Genomic DNA, 24,355 nt, shown 5'->3' on the forward strand with positions numbered 1-24,355 from the left:
GTCCGGCATGACATCACGTTTGACAGACCGTACGATCGACGATTTTGGCGATCAGTGGACGCGTTATACGGAAAATGACGGCTTCTATGGTTCACAGGAGCTGCTTGCGGATATTTTTGGCCCGTTATTGCCGCCTGATGCACTCAAGGGGCAACGCGTTGCGGAAATTGGCAGCGGCACGGGCCGCATCGTCCATATGCTTCTTGCTGAAGGTGCTGCGCATGTAACGGCGTTGGAGCCATCGCGAGCGATGGACGTCTTGCGTGAAAACACTCGCCTTGAGGCGGAGCGCATCACCTATCTGCAATGTCGCGGCGACGAATTGCCCGCAGAGCCGGCGCAGGACATCGTGGTCTCGATTGGGGTGCTGCATCATATTCCCGATCCGGCGCCGGTCGTGGCCGCGGCTTTTCGGGCGCTCAAGCCCGGGGGCCGGCTATTGGTGTGGCTCTATGGATGGGAAGGCAACGCCGCTTATCTGTCGTTCGTTCTGCCACTGCGCGCACTTTCGACGCGGTTGCCGCATCGCGTCCTTGCGGCACTATGCCATGCGCTTAACGGGCTTCTGGCCGTATACATCGCGATCGCGCGGCGTGTACCGATACCGCTGCATCGCTATATGACGGAGGTCATTGGTCGCTTCTCTCCAGAGAAGCGTTATCTTGTGATCTATGATCAGCTCAATCCAGCTTATGCAAAGTATTACCGCGAAGCCGAAGCGAGAGCGCTTCTGGAGCGGGCTGGCTTTGAGAATGTCATGCTGTATCACCGGCATGGTTACAGCTGGACCGTGATGGGCCGGCGGCCGGCACATGAGACAGTGGGGATCTGAGTATCTTTGATCTGCTGAGTGCAAGCTTCATCGCGCGAGGCAAATGATATTCTCATCCTAGGCGTCGTAGTCTCTGTCAGCACGCCGCTATTTGGTGCGCGTTGCTTTCCAGATCACATGTCGCGCACCGCCACGTTTGCCGTTGGCGCGCATCGGAATTTCTTCAGTATTGAAACCTGTCCTTCGCAGTCGCTGGGTGAAATTCCGATCTGGTCCGGACGACCACACCATCAAAACGCCGCCGGGGCGCAGTGCCGAATACGCAGCGCTTAATCCCCTTGCATCATAAAGCGCTCCATTGGCCTCGCGAACGAGACCGTCGGGGCCGTTGTCGACGTCGAGCAGGATCGCGTCGAAGGCCGAACGGCGAGAACGGATCAGTTCTCCGACATCTGCTTCGCGTATCGTGACACGCGGATCTGTCAGGCTTTGGCCGAAAATAGGGGCGAGCGGACCCCGGGCCCATGCCACAACGGCAGGCATCAGTTCTGCCACGATAACCTGCGCTTTATCAGTCAATTCCGCGAGCGCGGCACGCAATGTGAAGCCCATTCCAAGGCCGCCGATCAGCATATGCGGATGGGGCACGCCTTTAATGTGGGTGCATGCGATCGTTGCGAGTGCTTCCTCAGATCCGCTGAGGCGGCTGTTCATCAGCTCATTTTGTCCCAGCATGATCGAGAACTCCGTACCGCGCTGCATGAGTCGGAGTGTGTTCTCGCTGCTGCCGGGTACCGGAGCCGTATCAATCAGGGACCATGGAATCATTGCTGGTATCGAGCCGCCAAATGGCGATCCTTCAAATTGTACGTGTCGGGCCACGAGGTAAGACGTGGCGGCACGCGGAACCAATACCTGATATCGGAGTTTAGCGGGTGCAACTTAAGGAGGAACATCCAGTGAAAAGCATCATAGCCACAGTTGCTGCCCTGATCGCCATGACCGCAATCGTCGGAACCGCTGCCGAAGCAAGAAGCGCCCGGTACTGTCTAAAGTCGGGCCCGGGGCCCGGCGATTGCAGGTTTAGCACGATGAAGCAATGTCGCGCCTCAGCGTCCGGAATCGTTGGGACCTGCGTCAGAAATCACGGTCCGCGCTAACTGCGGCTGATTGTCTTCAAAAACAAGCTTCTCTGAGGGCAGTCCTTTAGGCCGCCCGCGTTGCAAGTCGTCCGACCTCGCGGTCGACCATTTTGCGGTAGGCGCCGTTCCGTTTGAGCAGGGTTTCGGGCGGGCCGTCTTCGATCAACTGTCCGTCCTTCATCACGAGAATGCGATCGAAATTGCGCAACGTCGACAGGCGGTGCGCAATGGCAATGACGGTTCGTCCTTCCATGAGGCGCGCCAAAGCGTCGCGAATGGCTTCCTCGACTTCGTTGTCGAGTGCGGAGGTTGCTTCATCCAAAACCAGAATGGGCGCGTTCTTGAGAAATGCCCGGGCAATGGAAATCCTTTGCCGTTGGCCTCCTGAAAGCTTCAGTCCTCTGTCACCGACGATCGTCTCGAAGCCGCGAGGCAATTTTGAGATAAATGAACTGCAGTGTGCTGCTTCTGCCGCCTGCGCAACTTCCTCGTCGGTAGCCTCAGGGCGCCCATATCGGATGTTCTCAAGCAATGAGCGATTGAACAGAGCCGTATCCTGTGGAACGGTCGAAATGGCCTGCCGCAAGCTGTTTTGCGTGACATGAGCGATGTCCTGACCATCGATCAAAATGCGGCCGCCATCCACATCGTAGAAGCGCTGGAGCAGTGTGACGAGTGTCGACTTGCCGCCGCCCGACGGGCCGATCAATCCAACACGTTCGCCAGGGCGAATAATAAGGCTAAGGTCTTTGAAGACATGTCTGCCGCCGGGATACTGGAATTTTGCGTGCTCGAATGTGACCGCAGCTCCCTTGTGAACAAGAGGAACCGCTTCGGGCGTGTCGCGCAGCTGGTGCGGCACGAGTAGTGTCGACAACGATTCCGACAGGCGCGCCATGTGCTGCGTGACATCCACGAGAGCGACAGCGAGATCGCGAGTTGCGCTCAATATTGAGATACCAAGCGTGCATACAAGGATGACGTCCCCGGCACTGATCTTATGCTGCTGCCAGAGGGTGATAGCCCAGGCCAGCATCGTGAGCGTCAGGATGACTGTGACAAGCGCATGTCCGAGACGGAGCTTTTCAAGATAAAGCAGGCTCCTCCGGCGTGCGTGCAGTTCGCGGTCAACGGTTTGATCGAAGCGGAAATGCTCTCGCACCATGCCGCTGAACGCTTTCACGAGGGCCATGTTGCCGACCACATCCACCATTTCGCCATCGACGCGCGCCGCCTTTCGGGCGAAATCGTGATGCAGTGGCTTACCCCGCGCGGCAAATCTAAACATGACCACCACGGCAATGGCGGCGATGGTCATGAGCGTTACCGCCATGATCCAGTTCACCGTCACGAGGAACGCGATTGATACGACTGTCGCCAGACACGGCGGCAACACGTTCCAGAAAAACATATTTTCGACAGTGAAGACCGCGTTTGACGTTGCGGTGACACGGCTCGTCAGTACGCCAGGCAGGCGATTGGAAAAGTAGCTGGGCGAATGATCTGTGATGTGTCGGAACAGATCGCGCCGCAAATCGCCGGTGACATGAACAAATGTGTAGCTCCCAGTCCAACTCGCCACGCGCCACGAAAAATTATCGGCAGCGATCAATGACACCAGGAATAGGAAAGCAGTCCAAGGCGCATGGCCGTTCGGACCGGCTGTCAGCGCGTCGACGAGAAGCTTCACGCCATATTGGGTGCTGACGGAACATGCCACTGCAGTGAGCACCGCGCCCAGAATAAGGGCATGTGATGCTTTGCGGCGAGCGACGTAGCGGAGCAGAAACGATTTTGGACGATCGGCAAAGCCACAGAGATCGCTCATACATTGGCCTTCTTCAACGTGATGCTCCGATCTCGTGCTCACAGTGGAACACTCAATCGATTTTCCTATTGTCTAATGTCGAAGGGAACGACCCGGTTCCAGAGCCGCACGTCCTTTTGACACACTCGATGTGTTCGATTGTTTCACCGACGTGTTGTCAATCCTGTGACCGTCTCACCGCCTTATGGAGGTAATTCTATGCGTATCGCGCAAATCTCGCCGTTGACGGAAGCTGTGCCACCCAAGCTCTACGGCGGGACTGAACGGGTGATCTCATGGCTGACGGAAGAACTGGTTTCGCTTGGTCATGATGTGACTTTGTTCGCAAGCGGAGATTCCCTGACATCAGCAACACTTGCGCCGATGTGGCCGCGTGCGCTGCGGCTAGATGGATCTGTGCGCGATCCCAATTCGCTTCACATGATGATGGTCGAGCAGGTGTGCCGGCGCGCAGATGAATTCGACATTCTGCATTTCCACCTGGACTACTACCCGTTTTCGCTGATGTCGCGTCAGCGAATACCTTTCATAACCACACTGCATGGCCGGCTTGATCTGCCGGAGCACCAGCCGGTGTTCGATACGTTCTCATCGATCCCGCTGGTGTCGATTTCGAATTCGCAGCGGCGACCAGTCCATAAGGCGAATTGGATCGACACGGTCCATCACGGGCTGCCCGAGGGGTTGCTCGCGCCGAAAGAAAAGACCCCGTCCTATCTTGCCTTTCTAGGGCGGATCTCGCCGGAAAAGCGGGTCGATCGCGCCATTCACATCGCGGAGCGATGCGGATTGCCGCTCAAGATCGCGGCCAAGGTTGATCCAACTGACCTCGACTATTTCAACGCGGATATTCGTCCCCTTCTTGAGAAATCGCATGTCGAATTTATCGGCGAGATTTCGGATGCTGAAAAGTCCGATTTTCTCAGCGCGGCGGTTGCACTGATCGTTCCGATTGATTGGCCAGAGCCGTTCGGTCTTGTCATGATTGAAGCCATGGCCTGTGGAACTCCCGTCGTGGCTTACAACAGAGGCGCAGCTCCCGAGATTGTTGAGGATGGCGTGACAGGCTTCGTCGTTGAAGATGAGACGAGCGCCGTCGGAGCTATAAAGAATATTGGATTGATCTCGCGCACTACAGTGCGCAAACGATTTGAAGAACGATTTACGTCGAACCGCATGGCCCTGGATTATCTGAACGTCTATCGGAAAGTCGCTCAGACCGATGAAGGGCGTAAAGCGAAGCCGCGCCTTGTGGCGGGATAAGATTCGGACCCAACGCCGGAATGTGGTCAATCACGTTCCGGCCGGGTTTCCGGCATGAATAGCCACACTGCTAAAAGTCCAACAGCCGCGATCACACCCAACGTCAGAAATGTCACGTAGCTGCTGAACCGGTCCGACAAAAACCCGGCAAGCGTCGTGCTGATTGCTGCGCCGATCCCCATTGCACACCCCACAAGCCCTTGGGTGAGGTTAAATCGCCCCGTCTCTCGCGTAATGTCGGCGAGCGTAAGCGGAACCAAGACGCCCAGCGCCGCGGCGGAAATGCCGTCCAGAATTTGCACAACGACAATCAACTGCGACGGCGTCACCGCGGCAAACAGGATGCCGCGGATCATCAACGCGGTAAAACCGATCAGCAGCAATGGCTTGCGCCCCCATGCTTGGGATTTCCTGCCGATGGCGGGGGAAACAATCGCGACAATGAATTGAGGCACCACCATCGCGACGGCGATAAGGGCCGGTGCCGACTCGCTCGACCGCAGGGTCAGCATGCTCGCGACCAGCGGCAACATCGCGGCGTTGGCGAGATGAAACAGCAGCACACAGAGCGCAAATATCACCAGTGTCCTGTTGGTGAGGAGTTGAAGAATAACAGACAGATTGAGCGGTTGCTTTTGCGCGCCGCCATGGGCTCTTTCCGGATCAATCTCTTGCGCATTGATCTGAAAGAGAGCGATCAATGCGGGAAATATGAATGCCGCAGTGACATAGAACACTGCTTGGTTTGAAATATAATATCCGCAGAGCCCCATTCCGGCTGCGGCGAGTCCTGTCCCGACCGAAGCAAACGATGCGTTTCGGCCCAGGCGTTCGCCGATTTCCGTTCGATGTACGAGCCCAAGGCTTAGTGCGGCGATCGCGGGCCCCAACACGCAGCTTGCGCTGGCCTGCAATATTCTCGACATCAGCACGACGGGGAAAATCGGCCAAATCGCCAGCATGAGGGCGCTGATGCCGATGACGAAGACCGACACGCCAGCGGCGAGCCGTGGAGATCGTAGTGCATCCAGGATTGCTCCTCCGGGAATTTGTCCGAATAGAGCGATGAGGCCGCCTATTGTCAGAATGAGACCGATGTCGGTTTGAGTCCATTTCTGAGCGGTCAGATAAACCGCAACGAATGGTCCAAAGCCGGTTTGGACATCGGCAACAAAGAAGACGAACCAATCCAGACCCCGCCGACTTTTCGGCGAAGCGCTGGACTTTCCTGGGTTCCCTCCGGCGCCTGCCTCGCCGGTGAGATGGGTCTTGGCTTTTTCATCCATCTCAATGCCGTTGGCAGGTCGTTATTTTGATGGTGGATCCTTCGCGACCGGATTGGCTGTGTCCGTTGTAGGTGGTGTTGGGGCCGCAGTAGCTTGTGGCGGAGCCGCGGGAGCGGGTTGAGGCGCGCTCGCCGGCTGTTGTTGGCCAAGAACCACAATCTGTTCTCCGGGTTTGTAGACCGGAGCGACCCGGAGTTGGTCCTTGCTGAGGTCGACGATCACGGCATCGGTCTTCCCGTCAGTGGGAAATCGTATGGCTTTCCAATCGACCGCGATTTGGCGATTGCCGACGCCAAGGAAACCGCCGAAGTCGACGATCGCGGCCCGAACCTGACCCGTTTTATCGGCAATGATGTCGATGATCCGCCCCATATCATCGCCGGCAGTGCTGCGAACTTTCTTTCCAAGAATGCTTTCGACTTGTTGGCCGTTGAGGACCATTGCGGGGGTTTCAGCAGGAGGTGGTGCCTTAGGCGTCGGGGCCTGCGCAGCTGGTGGTGGCGCTGGAGCTTGCGCGGCCGGTGGTGTCGCTGGCGCTGGTGAAATGTTGGCCGGCTGCGATGTCTCCGCTGGAACCTGCTGAGCCTGCGCATATTTCTCGTCTGCCGCGAGTGTGGGGCGGGCGATGACGGAAGCTGTTATGACCACCAGCATGAGCACCGCGGGGGATAACGACATTTCTCGGACGCGAGTGCGCGTCCGAGGTGGACGTTGAGTTCGTCGGCCGTGATGCATGGACGCTCCTTTGATCTGCGATGGCGACACACTTCGAGCAAAAACCAGAGGCAAGAATTGTTCGGTGCCGAGAGTGATTGTGCGACGCAGCTAAGGTCCTGAAATCGTCCGGAAATCAGCTTCCGCGAGGATGGGCTCGGCGCCTCGAACGTTTCGCAAGAACCCGGCGACGATGAGGCGGGCTACGCGATGCCGAGACATTGGGAATCCAGTCATTCGCTCTATCGGAGATGAAGTTGTTGTCAGAGGGAACCGGCTATCCCTGAATGCGTTCCATCTGACCTAAGGAAAACAAAACGCTCTCGAAAGGTGGTCCTTTGGTTGTTCCATCCCCTGCGGTGCGAAGCATCACCCCTCCACAAGAAACCCCCTTTTACATCCCGGCTGTGGGGTCTACCGCGCGCCCGCGTCGAACGCTAAAAGCGAACGACACGTTCGCTGTGGTCGACAGTCATGGTGATATCGGGGCATCGGCCGGTGATCCGGACGGTATTTTCAACAACGACACGCGATACCTTTCGCGCCTCGAACTGACCATTGATGATCTTGAGCCGCTTTTGCTCGGGTCGAACGTTCGGGACGACAACACGATGTTGACGGTCGATCTCACAAACCCGGACGTCTATGTCCGCGATCGTCTCGTTCTGCCGAAGGATACTGTTCATATCGTCCGGACGAGCTTCGTGTGGCAGGAGAATTTCTACACCCGCTTTCACATCCACAATCATGGCATTCAGCGGATCACCATGTCCCTGTCTTTCGCGTTTTCGAATGATTTCGCGGACATTTTCGAGGTGAGAGGAATGCGCCGTGCGCGTCGCGGGACGCAACGCGCAGCCATGGCTGAGGGAAACGATGTCTACTTGTTCTACGAGGGCTTGGACGGCATCGAGCGCAGCACGTCGCTCCGCTTTGATCCGCAGCCGGATCAAATCAGCGAAAGTCATGCGAAGTATAGCCTCACGTTGGCTCCGCACGAGCGTCGGTCGATTTTCCTGACGGTCAAGTGCAATGGGAAGCCCGGTGATCCGCCAGCGCACTTTTTCAAAGGGATGGCGCTTGCAGCCCGGGCATTTCGGAAGGATACGAATGACGCAATCGCGATCGGGACGTCGAGCGATGTATTCAATCAGATCCTGGCGCGATCTCTGAGCGATCTGCGGATGCTGACAACGGAGACGGTGGACGGCAATTATCCCTACGCCGGAATTCCTTGGTATTCGACCACGTTCGGGCGCGATGGAATCATCACGGCACTACAGATGTTGTGGTGCGTGCCGCATCTCGCGCGCGGGGTGCTGGCACGGTTGGCGGCACTGCAGGCCAAGACGGTCGATCCGCTCAACGATGCGGAGCCCGGAAAAATTCTGCATGAAATGCGGAACGGTGAAATGGCCCGGCTTCGGGAAGTCCCGTTCGGTCTCTATTACGGCAGTGTCGACGCCACGCCGTTGTTCGTTTTGCTTGCCGGCGAATATTTCGCACGAACCGCAGATGCGCAAACCATCCGAACGCTGTGGCCGAATATTGAGGCCGCGCTGGCATGGATTGACGGTCATTCGGCGCTCGATGGCGACGGATTTCTCCGCCATTCCCGCGACAATAAAGAAGGCTTGGCCAACCAGGGATGGAAGGACTCGTTCGACTCGGTGTTTCATGCCGATGGGCGTCTTGCTGAAGGCTCCATCGCGCTGGTCGAGGTCCAAGCATATGTCTACGCCGCGAAGCGCTCGATCGCGAAAGCCGCGCGGCATCTTGGATTTGTCGAACTCGCTGCTCAACTGGAGCGCGATGCGGAAGAGCTGTCTTCGCGATTTGAAAGAGCTTTCTGGTGCGAGGACATCGGCACCTACGCCATAGCGTTGGATGGAGACGGCCAGCCGTGCAAAGTGCGGACGTCCAATGCCGGCCACGTGCTGTTCGGTGGATTGGCTTCGCCGGAGCGTGCAAGGCGCGTCGTCGATGGATTGATGTCGCCTCGATTTTTCTCAGGGTGGGGCATCCGGACCGTGGCGTCGGGCGAAAGCCGCTACAATCCGATGTCCTATCACAACGGGTCGATCTGGCCGCACGACAATTCCCTGATCGCGGTTGGAATGGCGCGCTATGGTCACAAGGCTGCGGCGTGCGATGTTTTTGAAGCGATTAGTGGAGCAGCGTCCTACATGGATCTGCGCCGGCTGCCGGAATTGTTCTGCGGCTTCCGACGACAAAAGAGCCAGGGACCGACACTCTATCCGGTCGCATGTTCGCCGCAGGCGTGGGCCAGTGGAGCGCCTTTTGCAATGCTGCAGGCGTGCATCGGCATCGAATTCCAGCCGGAGCTCAATCGCATCCGGCTGACCGATCCGATGCTGCCGCCATTTCTGGATATGCTCATCCTTCGCAATATCGAACTTGGCGACGCGAAGATCGATTTCGCGCTCTACAGGTACGGTGAAAACGTCTCACTGCAGATTTTGCGAAATCCAAGCGGGATAGAAGTCTCCGTCAGCCATCTCCAGGCGCCGCCGAGCAGCTGAGGAGCGATTACTTGTCCCTGATCATCGGGCTTGGGACGGCAAGGTCTTTGCCGGCCGTGAGAAGCGGCGACTGTTGGCGGTCTTGCGATGCAAAATAAACCGCTGTCAGAACGGCGACGATAGCCAAAGCTGCCAGAAGCAAAGATGGGCCGCCATTCCCGCGGCCACCTTGTTTGATGTCACGGTTGATGTCTCCATTCATTGGCCTCTCCCCGTGCTGGAATGAGCCTGCTTGCTTCTCAAGCGTCTTGGGCGCCGCTTCGTCAACCGGCCAATTCATGCTCGGTTCCAAGACGTTAGCTGAAGCCGGCTGGCAGAGAGGCGGCGAGCGGTCTTCTCGCTATGCGCCGTACATACTGACCAAATGCGGTATGCTGCGGATGGAACCAACAGAGCAGCGAAGCGATTATTGGTCGGGAGGCTCCGACGATGCTGGTCGAACGTTTTTCAGAGGATGGTCATGAGGTGATCGGCGAAGCTTACATGATTGCCGCCAATTACCTCGATAAGGTGGGGGCGCTGCCGAGAAGCTTCGTCATCCACGAGCCACTGTTGAATCTGATCCTCAGGCGATTTGAACAAGGTCATACCAACAAGATCTGGCTCGCGAACAAGGCGATTTCAGAGTATCAAAAACATACGATCATCGATATTTGAGTAACGAATGAGATACGTTGTTTTATCACGACGCTCATTGGTCAAAATCGCGTTGTGATCTGCGAGGATCGTTGTCATCCCCCATCGAAGATTATGCCCTGATCGGTGATTGCCTCACTGCCGCGCTTGTGAGCCGCAATGGCTCCATCGATTGGCTGTGCTGGCCGTCTTTCGATTCCGATGCTTGCTTCGCAGCCCTTCTTGGTACGCGAGATCATGGGCGATGGCAGATTGCGCCGGATGTTCCGATTCGTGCGACGACGCGCGCTTACAACGGCGATACGCTGATTTTAGAGACGCGGTTTGAATGTGAGGGGGGTGAGGTCACGCTGATTGACTTCATGCCGCCTCGCGGAACAGCATCGGATGTCGTGCGGCTGGTGCGGGGCGACCGCGGCGTTGTCCGCATGGCGATGGAGCTGATCATCCGCTTTGGATCCGGCAGCAACATCCCCTGGGTTCGGCGCCTAAAGGATGGCACTTTGCTTGCCATCGCCGGGCCTGACATGGCGGTGCTGCGGACACCCGTTGCGCTGAGAGGCGAAGACATGACCACCCGCGCAAATTTTGATGTGCGGGCCGGGGAAATCATTCCGTTTGTACTGACGTATGACGCCTCACACCTGCCGGTGCCTAAGCCGATCGACCACATGCAGGCTTTGGAAGACACCAGAAGCTTCTGGACCGAGTGGTCGAGCTACGGCACCTACAAGGGCAAGCACCGCGATCTTATTCAGCGCTCGCTGATCACGTTGAAAGCACTGACTTATGCCCCAACCGGTGGCATCGTGGCCGCGCCGACATCGTCGCTCCCTGAGAAACCCGGCGGCGGCCGCAACTGGGACTACCGTTACTGCTGGCTTCGCGATGCGACGTTTACATTGCTGGCTCTCATGAACAGTGGCTATCAGACCGAAGCCGCATCCTGGCATAATTGGCTTTTGCGAGCCGTAGCAGGATCGCCCGCCGATATGCAGATCATGTACAGCATCACCGGCCAACGGCGGCTGTTGGAATGGGAGGCGGCCTGGCTGCCGGGGTACGCGGATTCGAAGCCAGTTCGTTTTGGCAATGCCGCACACGCGCAGCTGCAGCTCGATGTCTATGGCGAGTTAATGGACACCTTCCACCAGGCGCGCATGCTCAAGGTCGAGCTGGACGGCAGCACGTGGGCGCTGCAGCTCAAAATTCTTGAGCACCTCTCGAAGATCTGGCATCTGCCGGATTGCGGCATCTGGGAGCTGCGCGGCCCGCCTCAGCATTATGTGCTGTCCAAAGTCATGTGTTGGGTTGCATTCGATCGCGCCATCAAGAGCGCTGAGACTTTCAGCTTTAAGGGCCCTGTTGAATACTGGCGGGCACTGCGTGATCACATTCACGCCGATATCTGCGTCAATGGATTTGATGCCGAGGCCAACACCTTCGTCATATCGTATGGCTCGCATCTATTGGATGCGAGCTTGCTGTTGCTGCCGGCAGTTGGATTTCTGCCGCCGGATGATCCCCGCATCGTTGGGACCATCGCCGCGATTGAAAGACATCTGATACGCGACGGGTTTGTTCTTCGACACGATCCTCGTGGGACGCCGCCGGACGAGGTCGAACCCATCGAGGGAGCGTTTCTTGCGTGTACGCTATGGCTGGCGGATGCTTACGTTCTGGCTGGCCGTGTGGACGAAGCGCGGGAATTGTTCCGGCGGGTTGCAGGCGTGGCGAATGACGTCGGATTGATTGCCGAGGAATACGATCCGGCAACGCGCAGGCAGTTGGGGAATTTCCCTCAGGCACTCACACACATCGCCATCATCAATACGGCGTACAACATCTACGAGGCGCTCCACCCAGCAAAGCCGGCTGTGCAACGCGCGACTTGAAAGAGCAGGCTGCTCAGCCGTTCAGCGTCAGGATTGTCGCAACGGCCTTTGCAAAGCCGTCGTCCTCGTTGGACGCGGTGACATGCGCGGCTTGTGCCTTGATGGCGTCGGTTGCATTGCCCATGGCAAAAGACAGTCCGCTGGCGCGAAACATGGGAACGTCGTTCGTCATGTCGCCGATTGTTGCGATGGCCTGAGGCGGAATATTCAAGCGCTTTGCCATCGTTTTCACGAAGGTGCCTTTGTCGTATCCCGGCGGGGTAACGTCGAGATAGTAATTCTGCGATCGCGCGGCGTGGGCCTCCGTGCCTAGCGCAGCCTGCAATTCCGGTTCGCATCGCGCCAGCAGGTCGAAATCAGCGCTGACGCCGACGATCTTGCACGATTTATCAAGATATGGCGCATCGTCCGCGACCAGCAGAGGGTCTGTATCGATCGTTCTTTTCTCGTGGGCAACGTATTGCCCGTCGTCGCGATGAATGATCCAGTGCTCGTTGGTGAAAATCCAGACGTCGATGCCATAGCGTGCAAATAGCGCGAGGCTCGTGGTCACCGCATTTCGGGGGATCGTTTGTTGTTCGTCGACGGTCAGGTCGGGACGGACGATGGAGCTGCCGTTGAACGCTCCCATCGGCAGATCGAGGTTGAGCGGTTCTCGCAGCATTCGCATGCCGAAAGGTGGACGGCTGCTGGTGACCGAGAACTGGATGCCTCGCGCGCGTAGTTCGCGGACAGCCTCGACGGATGCGGGCGTGAGGCGCTTATCCTTGGTGACGAGCGTGCCATCGACGTCCGAAATCAGAAGTTTGATGGGCGTCATGATGCGCGATCCGGGCGTTGGAGTGACAAGCAAACGGTCGGCAATCGTGGCCACGACCTTATTGACCGAGGCGTCGATATCAACGACGACAACATTCTCGTCCGGCGTCGGCTCCTCGATCGTTGCGAACTGACTGTCGAGTAGGGAAGGGGGCATGAAATGCCCCTTCCGAAGCGCCAATCGTTCCGCGATGAGGTCGCGTGTGCCTTTCAGATAGACCAGCCGCACATCTGGGCGGCCATGGACAAGAATATCCCGATAGGCCCGTTTCAGCGCTGAACAAGACACCACGAAGGGGTGGCTGGTAGCGGCCCTGCGGTCGATATCGTCCGCAATGGCCTTGAGCCACGGCCAACGGTCATCATCCGTTAAAGGAGTGCCGGCTTGCATCTTCGCGACGTTGGAGGCCGGATGGTAGGAATCTCCATCCTCGCAGTCGAAGCCGACATATTTGGCCAGCGCCGAAGCAATCGTGCTTTTGCCGGAGCCGGAGACGCCCATCACGATAATGGCCGAAATATCAGTTGGAGCTTGCATGATGACTGTCAAATGTTCGCCGGAGCCGCAGCCTGATCGAGCAGCCATACCGTTTCTCCGTGCATGGCGCGTGCTCGAACCGCTGGGAGATCTTCGCCGGAAAATGCGCGGGTGAGAATATCCCGCTTCTCGCCGCCGGATACCAGAAAGAGCATCTCCCGCGTCGATGCCAGGCAAGGAAACGTCAGGCTTACGCGAGGGACGAAGGGCGCGACATTCGCTTTTGCCACGCCGACGGCCCATCGTTGTTGTTCCGCCAGTGCAGGGGAATTGGGAAACAGGCTTGCTGTATGCCCATCGGGGCCGATGCCCATCAGGACGAGATCGAACAGCGGCGGCTCTTGATCCAAAGAGGCTGCATGAAACGATCTGAGTTCACGCTCGTAGCGTTCTGCAGCCTCGTCAGGCGTCGCGGCCGACGTCGGGATAGCGTGCACATTTTCCGGAGGTGCGCATGCATCAAGAAAAGCCGCCCGGGCCATGCCGATATTGCTCAAGGGATCGTCCTGCGGAACGAAACGATCGTCGGTCATGAACCAGTGGACGCGCGGCCAGGGAATCTGTTTGCGCCAGAACGAAGTCGCGAGCAATTCATAAAGCCGCCGTGGCGTCGATCCACCAGTCAGGCAGACTCTGACTTGCTGCGCGTTCTTTGCAATGCGCTCAACCAGTCGCTTGGCCGCGGCATCCGCCAGCGATCGGCCATCGGCAACAACGATGCTCTGGGGCTTCGAGGTCGGCGTACTCATTCTCCGTCGATCCGGCGCCAGCGGCGGCCATCGCGTTCGATCAGCTCATCTGCTTCCTTGGGGCCATCTGTGCCGGCACGGTACAGGGAAAGCCCGTTGCCGCCCGCTTTCTTCCAAGCGTCGATAAAGGGCTGAACGGCTTGCCAGCCCGCCTCGACGCTGTCTGCGCGCTGAAACAGGATGTTATCACCGATCATGCAGTCGTAGAGCAGGGTTTCGTAGCCGGTGCTTGGCGCGGACTTGAAATAGTCCTTGTACTTGAATTTCATTTCCACGCCATCGACGGTGACGGTTGGTCCGGGCACCTTGGTGTTGAACTGAAGTGTAATGCTTTCCGTCGGCTCAACACCGATGACCAGATAGTTGCGCGACAGACGCTCCACCTCGGTAGCTCGGAACATGGAAAATGGCGCAGCCTTGAATCGGATCGCAACTTCGGTGCGTTTCCCGGACATCGCCTTGCCGGTGCGGAGATAAAATGGAACGCCGGCCCAACGCCAGTTGTCGATGGTCAGTTTCAGCGCAGCATAAGTCTCGACGACGCTGTCGGGGGAGACATTCTTGGTTCGGCGGTAATCGTCGATGTCCTTGTCGCGAATGCGGCCGGCGACGTACTGCCCGCGGACCGAGTTCTTGAGCGCTTCCTCTTCGCTCTGCACTTGGATGGCGGAGAGGACCTCGCCCTTTTCCGAACGCACCGAGTGCGCGTCGAAGCGCGACGGGGGCTCCATCGCGACCAAGGCAAGCAGTTGAAAGAGGTGGTTGGGGACCATGTCGCGCAACGCACCGGTCGATTCATAGAAACTGCCGCGGCGGCCGACATCGAGCATTTCGGAGACGGTAATCTGCACATGGTCGATGTGGTTTCGATTCCAGATCGGCTCGAACATCCCATTGGCAAATCGAAGCACCAAAATGTTCTGTACGGTTTCTTTGCCGAGATAGTGATCGATCCGGTAAATCTGATGCTCGCTCACGAGCTTGAGCAGATCGCGATTGAGGTCTTTCGCGGATTTGAGATCCGTGCCGAACGGTTTTTCGACCACAAGGCGCCGCCAGCCATCAGGCTGGTCGGTCAATAGACCCATCTTGCTGAGCTCTTCGCTGATGGGTTTAAAGCCATTGGGCGGAACAGCGAGATAGAATAGATTGTTCGTGATGCCGTCGGTCTTGGCGATCTTCTCGAGATGGTCTTTCAGTCTCTTGAACGATCCCGGTTCAGCTGGGTCAGCATGAATGCTGAGGATGCAATCGAACAACTTCTTGGCAATGGCCTGGTTGATTGGCCGCGTTGCGAATTGTTGGAGAGCCTTCATCAGGTCGTCTTTTAGGGTCGCACTCTGTATTTCAGTGCGGGTGATGCCGACCACGCAAAATTTTTCCGGCAGAAGTCCAGACTCGGCCAGATTGTAAAGCGCCGGGATAACAAGCCGATGAGCGAGATCGCCGGTGATGCCGAACACCACAAAGCAACATGAATCAGGGACCCTGGGCTTGGCAGTGGTATCAGAACTCATCGGCACTCCTTTTAGATCGCTTATTCCGCGGCTTTTTTGCCAGCAGTGCCGCCAAGTTTGGGTGGCTCGGTGTGGCCGCCGAAGCCATGACGCATGGCGGAGAGCACTTTCTCCGCGAAGGTATGTTCCTTGCGCGAGCGGAAGCGCGCATAGAGCGCCGCGGTGATGACTTCCGCCGGCACGGCCTCGTCGATCGCGGCATTGATGGTCCAGCGGCCTTCGCCGGAATCCTCGACGAACCCGGAGTAATTCTCGAGTGTGTCGTTCTTGGCCAGCGCCGCGGCTGTGAGGTCGAGCAGCCATGAGCTGACAACGCTGCCGCGACGCCAGACTTCAGCGATATCGGCGATATTGAGGTCGTACCGATGTTCGGGGGGCAGGGCATCGATATTCGCGTTCTTGAGAATATCGAAGCCTTCAGCATAAGCCTGCATCAGGCCATACTCGATGCCGTTGTGGATCATTTTGACGAAGTGGCCCGCGCCGACGGGGCCGGCATGGATATAGCCCCGCTCGGCACGCGGATCGCGCCCGTCGCGGCCCGATGTGCGTGGAATATCGCCGAGGCCGGGGGCAAGGCTCGCGAAGATCGGGTCGAGGCGATTCACGATCTCGGTTTCGCCTCCGATCATCATGCAGTAGCCGCGCTCAAGGCCCCATACGCCGCCGCTGGTGCCGACGTCGACATAATGAATGCCGATCCTCTTCAATTCGCCGGCGCGGCGGACATCGTCCTGCCAGAACGTATTGCCGCCATCGATGATGGTGTCGCCGGGCTCCATGGTCTTCCGGAGCGTTGCGATGGTGTCTTCCGTGATCTTGCCCGCGGGCAGCATCACCCATACCACCCGAGGAGCGGCGAGTTTTCTGACGAGATCTGGAAGCGAGGTAGCTCCCGTGGCGCCTGCTGCGGCAAGATCCGCCACAGCCTTTACGTTGGTGTCGAAGACGACGACGTTGTGCTGGCCCTTGGTGATGAGGCGGCGAACGATGTTGCCGCCCATGCGTCCCAAGCCGACGAGTCCGATCTGCATGTGCCGTTCCTATGACAATGCGCTTTGGACAGCCGCGCGGATGGTTGCGAGGCCCTTTGTGACATCGCCCTTGATATGCAGGCGCAGTGCCCGCCGATCGCGTTCGGTCAACACATCGAAATCGCCGCGCGCCTGTGCCGCCTTGATGACGCCGAAGCTCGCTTTGTGGCCCGGAATGGGCAGATCGTTGGCGTCCTCGGCCGTGATCTGCAGGAAGACACCGCTGTTCGGTCCGCCTTTATAGGCTTGCCCGGTCGAGTGCAGGAAGCGTGGACCGAAGCCGACGCAGGTGGCGATATGCTTTTTATCGCGGATTGCCATGCGCATCTCCTGCGCCGCCGCGATATCAGCGTCGTTGTGGTCGAGGTAAGCCAGGATGGCCGCATAGTCGCCGCTCTTGACGCGCCCGAAATGCGCTTTGAGCCACGATACGGCATCGCCGTTCGCGCCCGCCTTGCGCAAGGCGTCCGCATTCTTGGTGTCCGTATAGATGTCGATCTCGCCGTCGCTTGACACGGCGCTCTCGGAGGGGAGCTCGCCGGTTTTTTCGAAAGCCGAAGTCAGTTCCTTGGTCTTGATCTTCGCGGACTCCACGTCCGGCTGATCGAACGGGTTAATGCCCATCACGGCACCGGCAACTGCAGTCGCGATCTCAAAGCGGAAAAACTCCTGACCGATATGCTCAGGATTCGTAATAGTAATCCGGATCACCGGATGGCCTGCCTGCTCCAGCGTCGCAAGGGCAGCTTCGCGCGATGTGTCGGTATCGTCCTTCAGACGAAGATCGATGAACACGCGATCGTTGCCATAGACCTCGGGCTTGCCGAGCGTCTCGCCTTCGAGCGGAATCAGCGCCTTGCCGTTCTTGCCGGTGGATTCTGCGATGAGCTGTTCTGCCCACGCACCGAAATCCGCAATCTGTTTAGATCCGGTGAGCGTGATTTTGTCCCGGCCATGCTTGGCGGCGGCGCCGAGCGCCAATCCCAATTGGACGCCGGGGTTTTCGCCGGGAGGAACGTCGGGACCGCAGGCGCGTACCATCGACGCTGCGGACTCGAGGAGTTTGCCAAGGTCGATGCCAGCCGCTGCAGCAGGCACCAGCCCGAATGGCGACAGCACCGAATAACGGCCGCCGATGCTGGGCAGGCCATAAAAGACCTGAGCGAAATTGCGTGATTTCGCGACCTGCTCCATGGACGAACCTGGATCGGTCACGGCAACAAAGTGTTTGCCGGCTTCGCCCTTGGTCTCTTCGTTCACAAGGGCGAAGAAATAATCCATCAACGCGTTCGGCTCGGTCGTGCCGCCCGACTTGCTCGAGACGATGAATAGCGTCTTTCCGACGTTGATCGCCGCCTCGATGCGGCGAACCTGCGCGGGGTCAGTCGAATCGAGGATGCGAAGTTTGGGAAAGCCCTCGGCTTGACCAAATGTCATGGCCAGGACTTCAGGTCCCAGGCTCGAACCGCCCATGCCGAGTACGACGGCATCCGTGAAGCCATTGCTCTTCACCCAGCCGGAGAATGCGTCGTAACGTGAGAGTTCGCCGCGCTCGCGTTCAACGATATCAAGCCAGCCGAGCCATTTGGCCTCGTCCTTGCCGGTCCAGACCGAGGCATCGCGCGCCCACAATTTGCGAATGGTGCCGTCCGTGCGCCAGCGCTCCATCAGCGCCTTGCTGTCTTTCTCGATGTCCGGAGCAAGCGCAATGGTTTGCCCATCGATCCGGCCGCCGAGCATGGTAGCGCGCTTATGTGCAACGGCTCCAAGCAGCTTGTCGAACGCTTCGGCGAACAATTGCACGCCTTCCTTGACGAGGGTGTCCGTAATCGCGTCAAGCGAAATCCCTGCTTTTGCAAGGTCAGCGAGAACCCGCTCGGCTTCCGGGATGTTTTCTTCCAGACTGTCGCGGAGCTTGCCGTGGTCGCGGAAGGCGTCGAGTGTCGCCGGCGGTACCGTGTTCACTGTGTCGCGGCCGATCAGCTCTTCGATATACAGCACATCGCTATAGGCCTTGTTCTTGGTCCCGGTGCTGGCCCACAACAGCCGCTGAACCTTGGCTCCCTTGGCGACGAGCTTCTTCCAGCGGTCGGACGCGATCACCTTCTTGTAGTGCTGATAGGCGAGCTTCGCGTTGGCGATGGCCACCTTGCCTTTCAGCGCTTCGAGCCGAGCCTTTTGATCCTTGTCATTCGCTGCGGCGATCTGCTCGTCGAGCTGCTTGTCGACGGCTGTATCGATGCGGCTGACAAAGAAGCTTGCGACGCTTGCAATCTTGCTTGGGTCGCCGCCGCCTGCGACGAAGGCTTCGAGGCCCGCCAGATAAGCTTCCAGAACCTGCGCATAGACTTTTTGCGAGAACAACAGCGTGATGTTGATGCTGATGCCTTCCGAAATCAGCTTCTGAATCGCCGGCAAGCCCTCAGGAGTCGCGGGCACCTTCACCATCAGGTTTTCGCGGTCGACTGCTTTCCAGAGTCGCTCGGCTTCCGCGACGGTGCCTTTGGTATCGAGGGCGAGATAGGGTGAGACCTCAAGGCTGACGTAGCCATCGGCGCCGTGCAGGTCATCGTAGACCGGCTTCAGAACGTCTGCCGCGTGTTGGATATCTTCAATTGCAAGAGCCTCGTAGAGATCACCCACAGGCCGGTCATGCTGCTTCAACAATGCTGAAATCGCATCGTCATATTCATCAGTGCCGGCGATCGCCTTCTCAAAAATCGAGGGGTTTGAAGTGACGCCCAGCACTCCATCCCGTTCGATCAGCGTCTTCAGATCGCCTTTGGCGATGAAGCCGCGTGCGAGGAAATCGAGCCAGACAGCCTGGCCATGGCTTTGAAGCTTTTTGACTGGGTTCATGATCTCTTGTTCTGTTCGATCTGGCGTAGGGCAGCACTCAACACCTTCTCTGCCGTAAAGCCAAATTTTGTCAAAAGGTCTTTTAACGGGGCGGACGATCCGAATGTATGCATACCGATGATCGTACCGGAAGACCCTGCATAACGGTCCCAGCCGATCACGGAGGCTTGCTCGACGGTCACGCGCGCCGTGATGTCAGGCGGCAGGACGCTGTCGCGATAAGCCTTGTCCTGCTTTTCAAACAGGTCCCATGACGGCATGCTGACGACGCGGGCGCCGATGCCGCGCGATTTCAGCGTTTCATAGGCTCCGACGCAGAGCTGCACCTCGCTGCCGGTGCCGATCAGGATCACCTGAGGTGGACCGCTGTCCGGGTCGGCCATAACGTAGGCGCCCCGCGCAAGCCCCTCAGCTGATGCATAACGGCTCCGATCGAAGATCGGCAGAGCCTGGCGGCTCAGCACGAGAGCCGCAGGTTCGTCCTTGAGGCTCATGATAATTTTATAAGCCTCGCGCACTTCGTTCGCGTCTGCAGGCCGCAGGACCACCAGTCCCGGGACCGCGCGCAGTCCTGCCAGCTGTTCGACCGGTTGATGGGTCGGGCCATCTTCGCCAACGCCAATGGTGTCGTGGGTAAAGACGTTGAAGATCGGCAGTCTCATCAGAGCCGAGAGACGTATGGGCGGGCGCATATAGTCGCTGAAAATCAGGAACGTCGAACCGAAGCCCCGCAGGTGGCAAAGGCCCATACCGTTGACGATCGCGCCCATGGCATGTTCGCGGACGCCGAAATGCATGTTTCGTCCGCCGGGCGTTGTCTTCGTCAGTGTCCCAGCGCCATCGAATGACAGTTTGGTCTTGGTCGATGGCGCAAGGTCCGCCGCGCCGCCGAGGACCCACGGCATTCGCTCTGCCAGGACATTGAGAACTTTGCCTGACGCGTCGCGCGTCGCAATCCCCTTCGGGTTGGGTTCGAAGATTGGGAGATTGCGATCCCAGTTATCAGGGACACCGTGTTTGAGACATCGAATAATCTCGTCAGCGGTATCAGGGTGCTTGGCACGGTAGTCGTCGAAAGTTTTTTCCCACACGGCGCGCAGGGCGGCGCCTCGTTTGCCCATTCCATTGGTGAGACGATCATAAACACCATCCGGCACAAGAAATTGAGCATCCTCGGGCCAACCCAAGAACTTCTTTGTCTTGCGAACTTCGTCTTCGCCGAGCGCATCGCTATGGATCGACGCGGTGTTCTGCTTGTCCGGTGCGCCGTAACCGATGATGCTGTTGACCACGATCAGGGTTGGGCGGCCGCTTGTTTCCTTGAATTCCTCAAGCGCTTCGTGCACCCGATGGCGATCGTTAGCATCAGGCACGTGAACAATGTGCCAGCCATAACCACGGAAGCGCTCGGCAACATTCTCGCTGAAAGCGAGCTCGGTGTGGCCTTCGATGGTGATGGTGTTGCTGTCATAGATCCAGCACAGATTGTCGAGACCAAGATGCCCTGCCAGCGACGCAGCCTCGCTGGCGACACCTTCCATCAGATCGCCATCGCTGCAAATCACGTAGACGTTGAAATCAAACAGCGAGAGGCCAGGCTTGTTGTACTTCGCGCCGAGCCAGCGCGATGCGATCGCCATGCCGACGCTGTTGCCACAGCCCTGGCCAAGTGGGCCGGTCGTGGTTTCTACGCCTGTGGTGTGGCCGTATTCGGGATGTCCCGGAGTGACGCTGTCGATTTGACGGAAGGCCTTGATGTCGTCGAGAGAGACTGCGGGTGTATTCGTGACCTTGCCGTCCTGCAGGCGCTTGATCCCGGAGAGATGGATTAGCGAGTAAAGCAGCAGCGACGCATGACCTGCGGAAAGCACAAATCTGTCGCGATTGGGCCAGAGCGGATCAGCAGGATCGTAACGCAGCACATCCTGCCAGAGCGTATAGGCCACCGGCGCCATGCCCATAGGCGTGCCAGCATGGCCGGAATTTGCCTTCTGAACCGCATCGATGGTGAGCGTGCGGATCGTATTGACGCAAAGATCGTCAATTGAATCAGTTGCATGACGTCTTTGACTTCCGTCGTTCAACTGCACAGTACTCATGGGATATCCGTGGACTTGCGACGAAGTGATGCAGCTCGGAACCAGGGCAAGGTGAACGGAAAACTTCGCATCGCGGCAAATGTTCCGTCGCGCCGGTTAATGTGAATGCGGACTGCGGCGAGATTCCGCCTTCCGGGGCTCAGCGCTCAAACGGCACGTCCCAGATGTCTTCAGCGTATTCGCGAATGGTTCGGTCGGAGGAGAACCACGCCATGCGAGCAACATTGAGAATGCTCATGCGAGCCCAATCCGGCGTATTCCACTTCTCGTCAACAATGCGTTGCATCCGGTGATAGTCGTCGAAATCCGCCGACACCATGTAGTAGTCGAGATGACGCAGACTGTGAGTGATGGGCGTAAAACGGCCTGGATCGTTTGGAGAGAACATTCCGCTGTCGATGGCCTCGATCACGCGACATAGGATGGGTGAACGGGAAATTGTCTCCACGGCATCCAGCCCCTGTGCACGGCGCTGCGCGACCTGATCAGCCTGCAGGCCGAAGATAAAGATATTCTCCTCGCCGACATGATCACGGATTTCGATATTGGCGCCATCAAGTGTGCCGATGGTGAGGGCGCCGTTCAACGCAAGTTTCATATTGCCAGTGCCGGATGCTTCCATGCCGGCCGTTGAAATCTGCTCGGACAAATTGCTCGCAGGCACAATGGCTTCCGCTGCGCTCACATTGTAGTTCGGAATGAACGCAACTTTGAGTACGTCGCGGGCCGCCGGATCGCTATTGATCGTGAGCGCGATGTCATTGATGAACCTGATGATCAATTTCGCTTGCTGATAGCTCGCAGCCGCCTTGCCAGCGAACAGCTTGACCCGTGGTGTCCAGTTGCGTCCGGGATCGTTTTTGATCGCGAGATAGAGAGCGACGGTTTCGAGCGCATTCAGAAGCTGGCGCTTATATTCATGGATGCGCTTGATCTGAACATCGAACATTGCTGACGGATCAACGCGGACGCCGATCTGCGCTGCAATCGAATTAGCGAGGGCGACTTTGTTCTTGAACTTTGCGGACATGAATCGCTGCTGAAAAGCACGATCATCCGCCAGCTTTTCCAGCTCCCGCAGGTGATTTGGGTCATCGAGGACAACATCGCCGCATACGTCGCGCAGGATCTCAACAAGATGAGGATTGCATTGCTGCAGCCAGCGGCGAAACGTGATGCCGTTGGTCTTGTTGGTAATCCGCCCGGGATAGAGTGCGTTGAGGTCCGCAAACACGGTGCTACGCATCAGCTCGCTATGCATGGCGGACACGCCGTTGACCCGGTGCGATCCCACATAGGCTACCTGGCCCATACGTACGCGGCGCCCACCGGTCTCGTCGATCAATGAGACGGATGCGCGGAAACGGATGTCACCGGGGGCATGCGCTTCGGCCGCCGCAAGGTTGCGATCGTTGATTTGATAGATGATATCGAGGTGGCGCGGCAGCAGCCTCTGAAAGAGGTCGACAGGCCATGTTTCGAGTGCCTCCGGCAGCAGCGTGTGGTTGGTGTAAGAAATCGTTTTATTGGTGATGTGCCAGGCCTCATCCCAACTCAGCCGATATTCATCAATCAGCAGCCGCATGAGCTCCGGAATAGCCAGACTCGGATGTGTATCATTCATCTGGATGGCAGCTTTGGATGATAGCGTGCGCAAATCGCCGTCGCCCTGAAGATGATAGGCGATGATGTCCTGCAGTGAGGCCGAGACAAAGAAATACTCCTGTCTCAGACGTAGCTCTCGGCCGGCAGGTGTCTCATCGCTTGGATACAGGAATTTTGATATCGACTGCGCTCGCGCCATTTCCGACATGGCGCCGAGGTGATCACCGCTGTTGAAGACCTTGAGGTTCAGCGGATCGACCGCGCGCGCAGACCACAATCGAAGGGCGTTGACGTGATGCTTGCCCCAGCCGACGATAGGCGTGTCATAGGCCACGGCTTCAACGGTTTCATCCGGGAGCCAAATGCATCGTTCGCGATGCTCCGGATCGTCGCGTCCAATGCGGCCGCCATAATGAATGCGATAAGTAATCTCGGGACGCTCAAATTCCCATGGATTCCCGGACAGCAACCATTGCTCAGGAAACTCCTCCTGTTGTCCGTCTGAAATGATCTGACGGAAAAGGCCATGTTCATAGCGAATGCCGTAGCCCTGTGCCGGAATGCTGAGCGTGGCCATGCTTTCCATAAAGCAGGCAGCCAGGCGGCCGAGGCCGCCATTGCCCAGCGCTGCGTCGGGTTCAATCTTTTTCAGTTCGTCAAAATCAACGCCGAAATCTTCGAGCGCTGTTCGAAATGGCGCGACGAGATCAAGATTGGTCAACGCATCCGTAAACAGCCGGCCGATTAGGAATTCGAGCGAAAAATAGTAGACCCGCTTTTCGCCATTGCTGTGCGCAGTCTGGTTGGATTGCAGCCAGTGGTGGATGATGCGGTCTCGCAAGGTGAGAGCAGCAGCGATGTACCAATCGCGGTCGGTCGCGCGGTTCGCATCCTTGCCCGCCATCAGCACGATTTTTGCAAGCATCGCGCTTTTGATGCCTGCAACCACATCCTCTGTGTCCGGCTGCTGCATTCCAAGGCGCTCGCTGTATTGCATATTCATGCCACCAATCCCGATGAAGTACGATCCCAAAAAACGATCTTTCGGCTGTTGTT

The 24,355-nt window shown here is 57.9% G+C and carries 18 protein-coding genes and 1 pseudogene; 6 read left to right on the plus strand and 13 right to left on the minus strand.

From position 1 onward, the window contains the following. Positions 1-7 precede the first annotated feature (7 nt). A complete protein-coding gene (locus ACZ5C3_RS03755; RefSeq protein WP_464044531.1) occupies positions 8-832 on the plus strand; it encodes a class I SAM-dependent methyltransferase in 825 nt (274 codons plus the stop codon). 87 nt (positions 833-919) lie between these two features. On the opposite strand, the gene ACZ5C3_RS03760 is transcribed toward ACZ5C3_RS03755, so the two are convergent. Beyond that, positions 920-1,600 (minus strand): spermidine synthase, encoded by a 681-nt coding sequence (locus ACZ5C3_RS03760; protein ID WP_464035376.1) that lies wholly within the window; start codon positions 1,598-1,600, stop codon positions 920-922. Between the two features lie 131 nt (positions 1,601-1,731). On the opposite strand from ACZ5C3_RS03760, the gene ACZ5C3_RS03765 reads away from it, so the two are divergent. Beyond that, positions 1,732-1,932, plus strand: a complete 201-nt coding sequence (locus ACZ5C3_RS03765; RefSeq protein ID WP_464035378.1) for a DUF3551 domain-containing protein — start codon at positions 1,732-1,734, stop codon at positions 1,930-1,932. Between the two features lie 46 nt (positions 1,933-1,978). Here the strand turns inward: ACZ5C3_RS03765 and ACZ5C3_RS03770 are convergent, their stop codons facing one another. Further along, complete coding sequence (locus tag ACZ5C3_RS03770) at positions 1,979-3,742, minus strand: ABC transporter ATP-binding protein (RefSeq protein WP_464035379.1); 1,764 nt, start codon at positions 3,740-3,742, stop codon at positions 1,979-1,981. A 198-nt stretch (positions 3,743-3,940) separates the two neighbouring features. Here ACZ5C3_RS03770 and ACZ5C3_RS03775 point away from each other — a divergent pair, with 198 nt between their 5' ends. Further along, positions 3,941-5,005: a glycosyltransferase family 4 protein gene (locus tag ACZ5C3_RS03775; RefSeq protein WP_464035381.1), complete on the plus strand. Its 1,065-nt coding sequence runs from the start codon at positions 3,941-3,943 to the stop codon at positions 5,003-5,005. A 26-nt stretch (positions 5,006-5,031) separates the two neighbouring features. On the opposite strand, the gene ACZ5C3_RS03780 is transcribed toward ACZ5C3_RS03775, so the two are convergent. Together ACZ5C3_RS03780 and ACZ5C3_RS03785 are read right to left on the minus strand one after the other, a co-directional pair. Further along, entirely contained in the window at positions 5,032-6,291 is a 1,260-nt protein-coding gene (locus ACZ5C3_RS03780; RefSeq protein ID WP_464035383.1) for an MFS transporter, read from the minus strand. 21 nt (positions 6,292-6,312) lie between these two features. Beyond that, complete coding sequence (locus ACZ5C3_RS03785) at positions 6,313-6,969, minus strand: PRC-barrel domain-containing protein (protein WP_464035385.1); 657 nt, start codon at positions 6,967-6,969, stop codon at positions 6,313-6,315. Between the two features lie 395 nt (positions 6,970-7,364). Here ACZ5C3_RS03785 and ACZ5C3_RS03790 point away from each other — a divergent pair, with 395 nt between their 5' ends. Beyond that, entirely contained in the window at positions 7,365-9,548 is a 2,184-nt protein-coding gene (locus tag ACZ5C3_RS03790) for an amylo-alpha-1,6-glucosidase (protein WP_464044776.1), read from the plus strand. A 7-nt stretch (positions 9,549-9,555) separates the two neighbouring features. On the opposite strand, the gene ACZ5C3_RS03795 is transcribed toward ACZ5C3_RS03790, so the two are convergent. After that, the gene (locus tag ACZ5C3_RS03795; RefSeq protein WP_464035389.1) at positions 9,556-9,828 is read right to left on the minus strand and encodes a hypothetical protein; all 273 of its coding nucleotides are present in this window, start codon (positions 9,826-9,828) and stop codon (positions 9,556-9,558) included. Positions 9,829-9,977: 149 nt separating this feature from the next. Here ACZ5C3_RS03795 and ACZ5C3_RS03800 point away from each other — a divergent pair, with 149 nt between their 5' ends. Further along, positions 9,978-10,205 carry a hypothetical protein gene (locus tag ACZ5C3_RS03800; RefSeq protein WP_464035390.1) on the plus strand — a complete coding sequence of 76 codons (228 nt, stop codon included), beginning with the start codon at positions 9,978-9,980 and terminating at the stop codon, positions 10,203-10,205. 59 nt (positions 10,206-10,264) lie between these two features. Beyond that, the gene (locus ACZ5C3_RS03805) at positions 10,265-12,079 is read left to right on the plus strand and encodes a glycoside hydrolase family 15 protein (RefSeq protein WP_464038249.1); all 1,815 of its coding nucleotides are present in this window, start codon (positions 10,265-10,267) and stop codon (positions 12,077-12,079) included. Between the two features lie 13 nt (positions 12,080-12,092). Here ACZ5C3_RS03805 and ACZ5C3_RS03810 read toward each other — a convergent pair whose 3' ends face one another. From ACZ5C3_RS03810 to ACZ5C3_RS03845, 8 genes and pseudogenes are all read right to left on the minus strand, one after another. After that, positions 12,093-12,899, minus strand: coding sequence for a Cof-type HAD-IIB family hydrolase (locus ACZ5C3_RS03810; protein WP_464038250.1), 807 nt, complete (start codon positions 12,897-12,899; stop codon positions 12,093-12,095). A gap of 102 nt (positions 12,900-13,001) precedes the next feature. Further along, positions 13,002-13,484, minus strand: a pseudogene (locus ACZ5C3_RS03815) (gluconokinase); the annotation flags it as partial. Continuing rightward, the gene (gene pgl, locus ACZ5C3_RS03820) at positions 13,445-14,185 is read right to left on the minus strand and encodes a 6-phosphogluconolactonase (protein ID WP_464035392.1); all 741 of its coding nucleotides are present in this window, start codon (positions 14,183-14,185) and stop codon (positions 13,445-13,447) included. The gene pgl and the pseudogene ACZ5C3_RS03815, both read right to left, overlap by 40 nt. After that, positions 14,182-15,702, minus strand: a complete 1,521-nt coding sequence (gene zwf, locus ACZ5C3_RS03825) for a glucose-6-phosphate dehydrogenase (protein ID WP_464035393.1) — start codon at positions 15,700-15,702, stop codon at positions 14,182-14,184. Before zwf ends, pgl begins: the two co-directional genes overlap by 4 nt. A 20-nt stretch (positions 15,703-15,722) precedes the next feature. After that, entirely contained in the window at positions 15,723-16,736 is a 1,014-nt protein-coding gene (gene gnd, locus ACZ5C3_RS03830; protein WP_464044533.1) for a phosphogluconate dehydrogenase (NAD(+)-dependent, decarboxylating), read from the minus strand. A gap of 9 nt (positions 16,737-16,745) precedes the next feature. Then, positions 16,746-19,595 carry a bifunctional transaldolase/phosoglucose isomerase gene (locus ACZ5C3_RS03835; RefSeq protein WP_464035395.1) on the minus strand — a complete coding sequence of 950 codons (2,850 nt, stop codon included), beginning with the start codon at positions 19,593-19,595 and terminating at the stop codon, positions 16,746-16,748. Continuing rightward, complete coding sequence (gene tkt / locus ACZ5C3_RS03840; protein WP_464035397.1) at positions 19,592-21,694, minus strand: transketolase; 2,103 nt, start codon at positions 21,692-21,694, stop codon at positions 19,592-19,594. Before tkt ends, ACZ5C3_RS03835 begins: the two co-directional genes overlap by 4 nt. 139 nt (positions 21,695-21,833) lie before the next feature. Then, on the minus strand, positions 21,834-24,302 hold the full coding sequence (locus ACZ5C3_RS03845) for a glycogen/starch/alpha-glucan phosphorylase (RefSeq protein WP_464044534.1): 2,469 nt from the start codon (positions 24,300-24,302) through the stop codon (positions 21,834-21,836). Between the last annotated feature and the right edge of the window lie 53 nt (positions 24,303-24,355).

The organism is Afipia dichlorophenoxyacetatis (assembly GCF_055386385.1).

Bases quoted from the DNA above. Each gene is read 5' to 3' on its own strand.
- tkt (WP_464035397.1), bottom strand. From the start codon at position 21,694: ATGAGTACTGTGCAGTTGAACGACGGAAGTCAAAGACGTCATGCAACT.
- pgl (WP_464035392.1), bottom strand. From the start codon at position 14,185: ATGAGTACGCCGACCTCGAAGCCCCAGAGCATCGTTGTTGCCGATGGC.
- gnd (WP_464044533.1), bottom strand. From the start codon at position 16,736: ATGCAGATCGGACTCGTCGGCTTGGGACGCATGGGCGGCAACATCGTT.
- ACZ5C3_RS03760 (WP_464035376.1), bottom strand. From the start codon at position 1,600: ATGATTCCATGGTCCCTGATTGATACGGCTCCGGTACCCGGCAGCAGC.
- ACZ5C3_RS03780 (WP_464035383.1), bottom strand. From the start codon at position 6,291: ATGGATGAAAAAGCCAAGACCCATCTCACCGGCGAGGCAGGCGCCGGA.
- ACZ5C3_RS03795 (WP_464035389.1), bottom strand. From the start codon at position 9,828: ATGAATTGGCCGGTTGACGAAGCGGCGCCCAAGACGCTTGAGAAGCAA.
- ACZ5C3_RS03845 (WP_464044534.1), bottom strand. From the start codon at position 24,302: ATGAATATGCAATACAGCGAGCGCCTTGGAATGCAGCAGCCGGACACA.
- ACZ5C3_RS03775 (WP_464035381.1), top strand. From the start codon at position 3,941: ATGCGTATCGCGCAAATCTCGCCGTTGACGGAAGCTGTGCCACCCAAG.
- zwf (WP_464035393.1), bottom strand. From the start codon at position 15,702: ATGAGTTCTGATACCACTGCCAAGCCCAGGGTCCCTGATTCATGTTGC.
- ACZ5C3_RS03785 (WP_464035385.1), bottom strand. From the start codon at position 6,969: ATGTCGTTATCCCCCGCGGTGCTCATGCTGGTGGTCATAACAGCTTCC.
- ACZ5C3_RS03755 (WP_464044531.1), top strand. From the start codon at position 8: ATGACATCACGTTTGACAGACCGTACGATCGACGATTTTGGCGATCAG.
- ACZ5C3_RS03770 (WP_464035379.1), bottom strand. From the start codon at position 3,742: ATGAGCGATCTCTGTGGCTTTGCCGATCGTCCAAAATCGTTTCTGCTC.
- ACZ5C3_RS03810 (WP_464038250.1), bottom strand. From the start codon at position 12,899: ATGACGCCCATCAAACTTCTGATTTCGGACGTCGATGGCACGCTCGTC.
- ACZ5C3_RS03800 (WP_464035390.1), top strand. From the start codon at position 9,978: ATGCTGGTCGAACGTTTTTCAGAGGATGGTCATGAGGTGATCGGCGAA.
- ACZ5C3_RS03835 (WP_464035395.1), bottom strand. From the start codon at position 19,595: ATGAACCCAGTCAAAAAGCTTCAAAGCCATGGCCAGGCTGTCTGGCTC.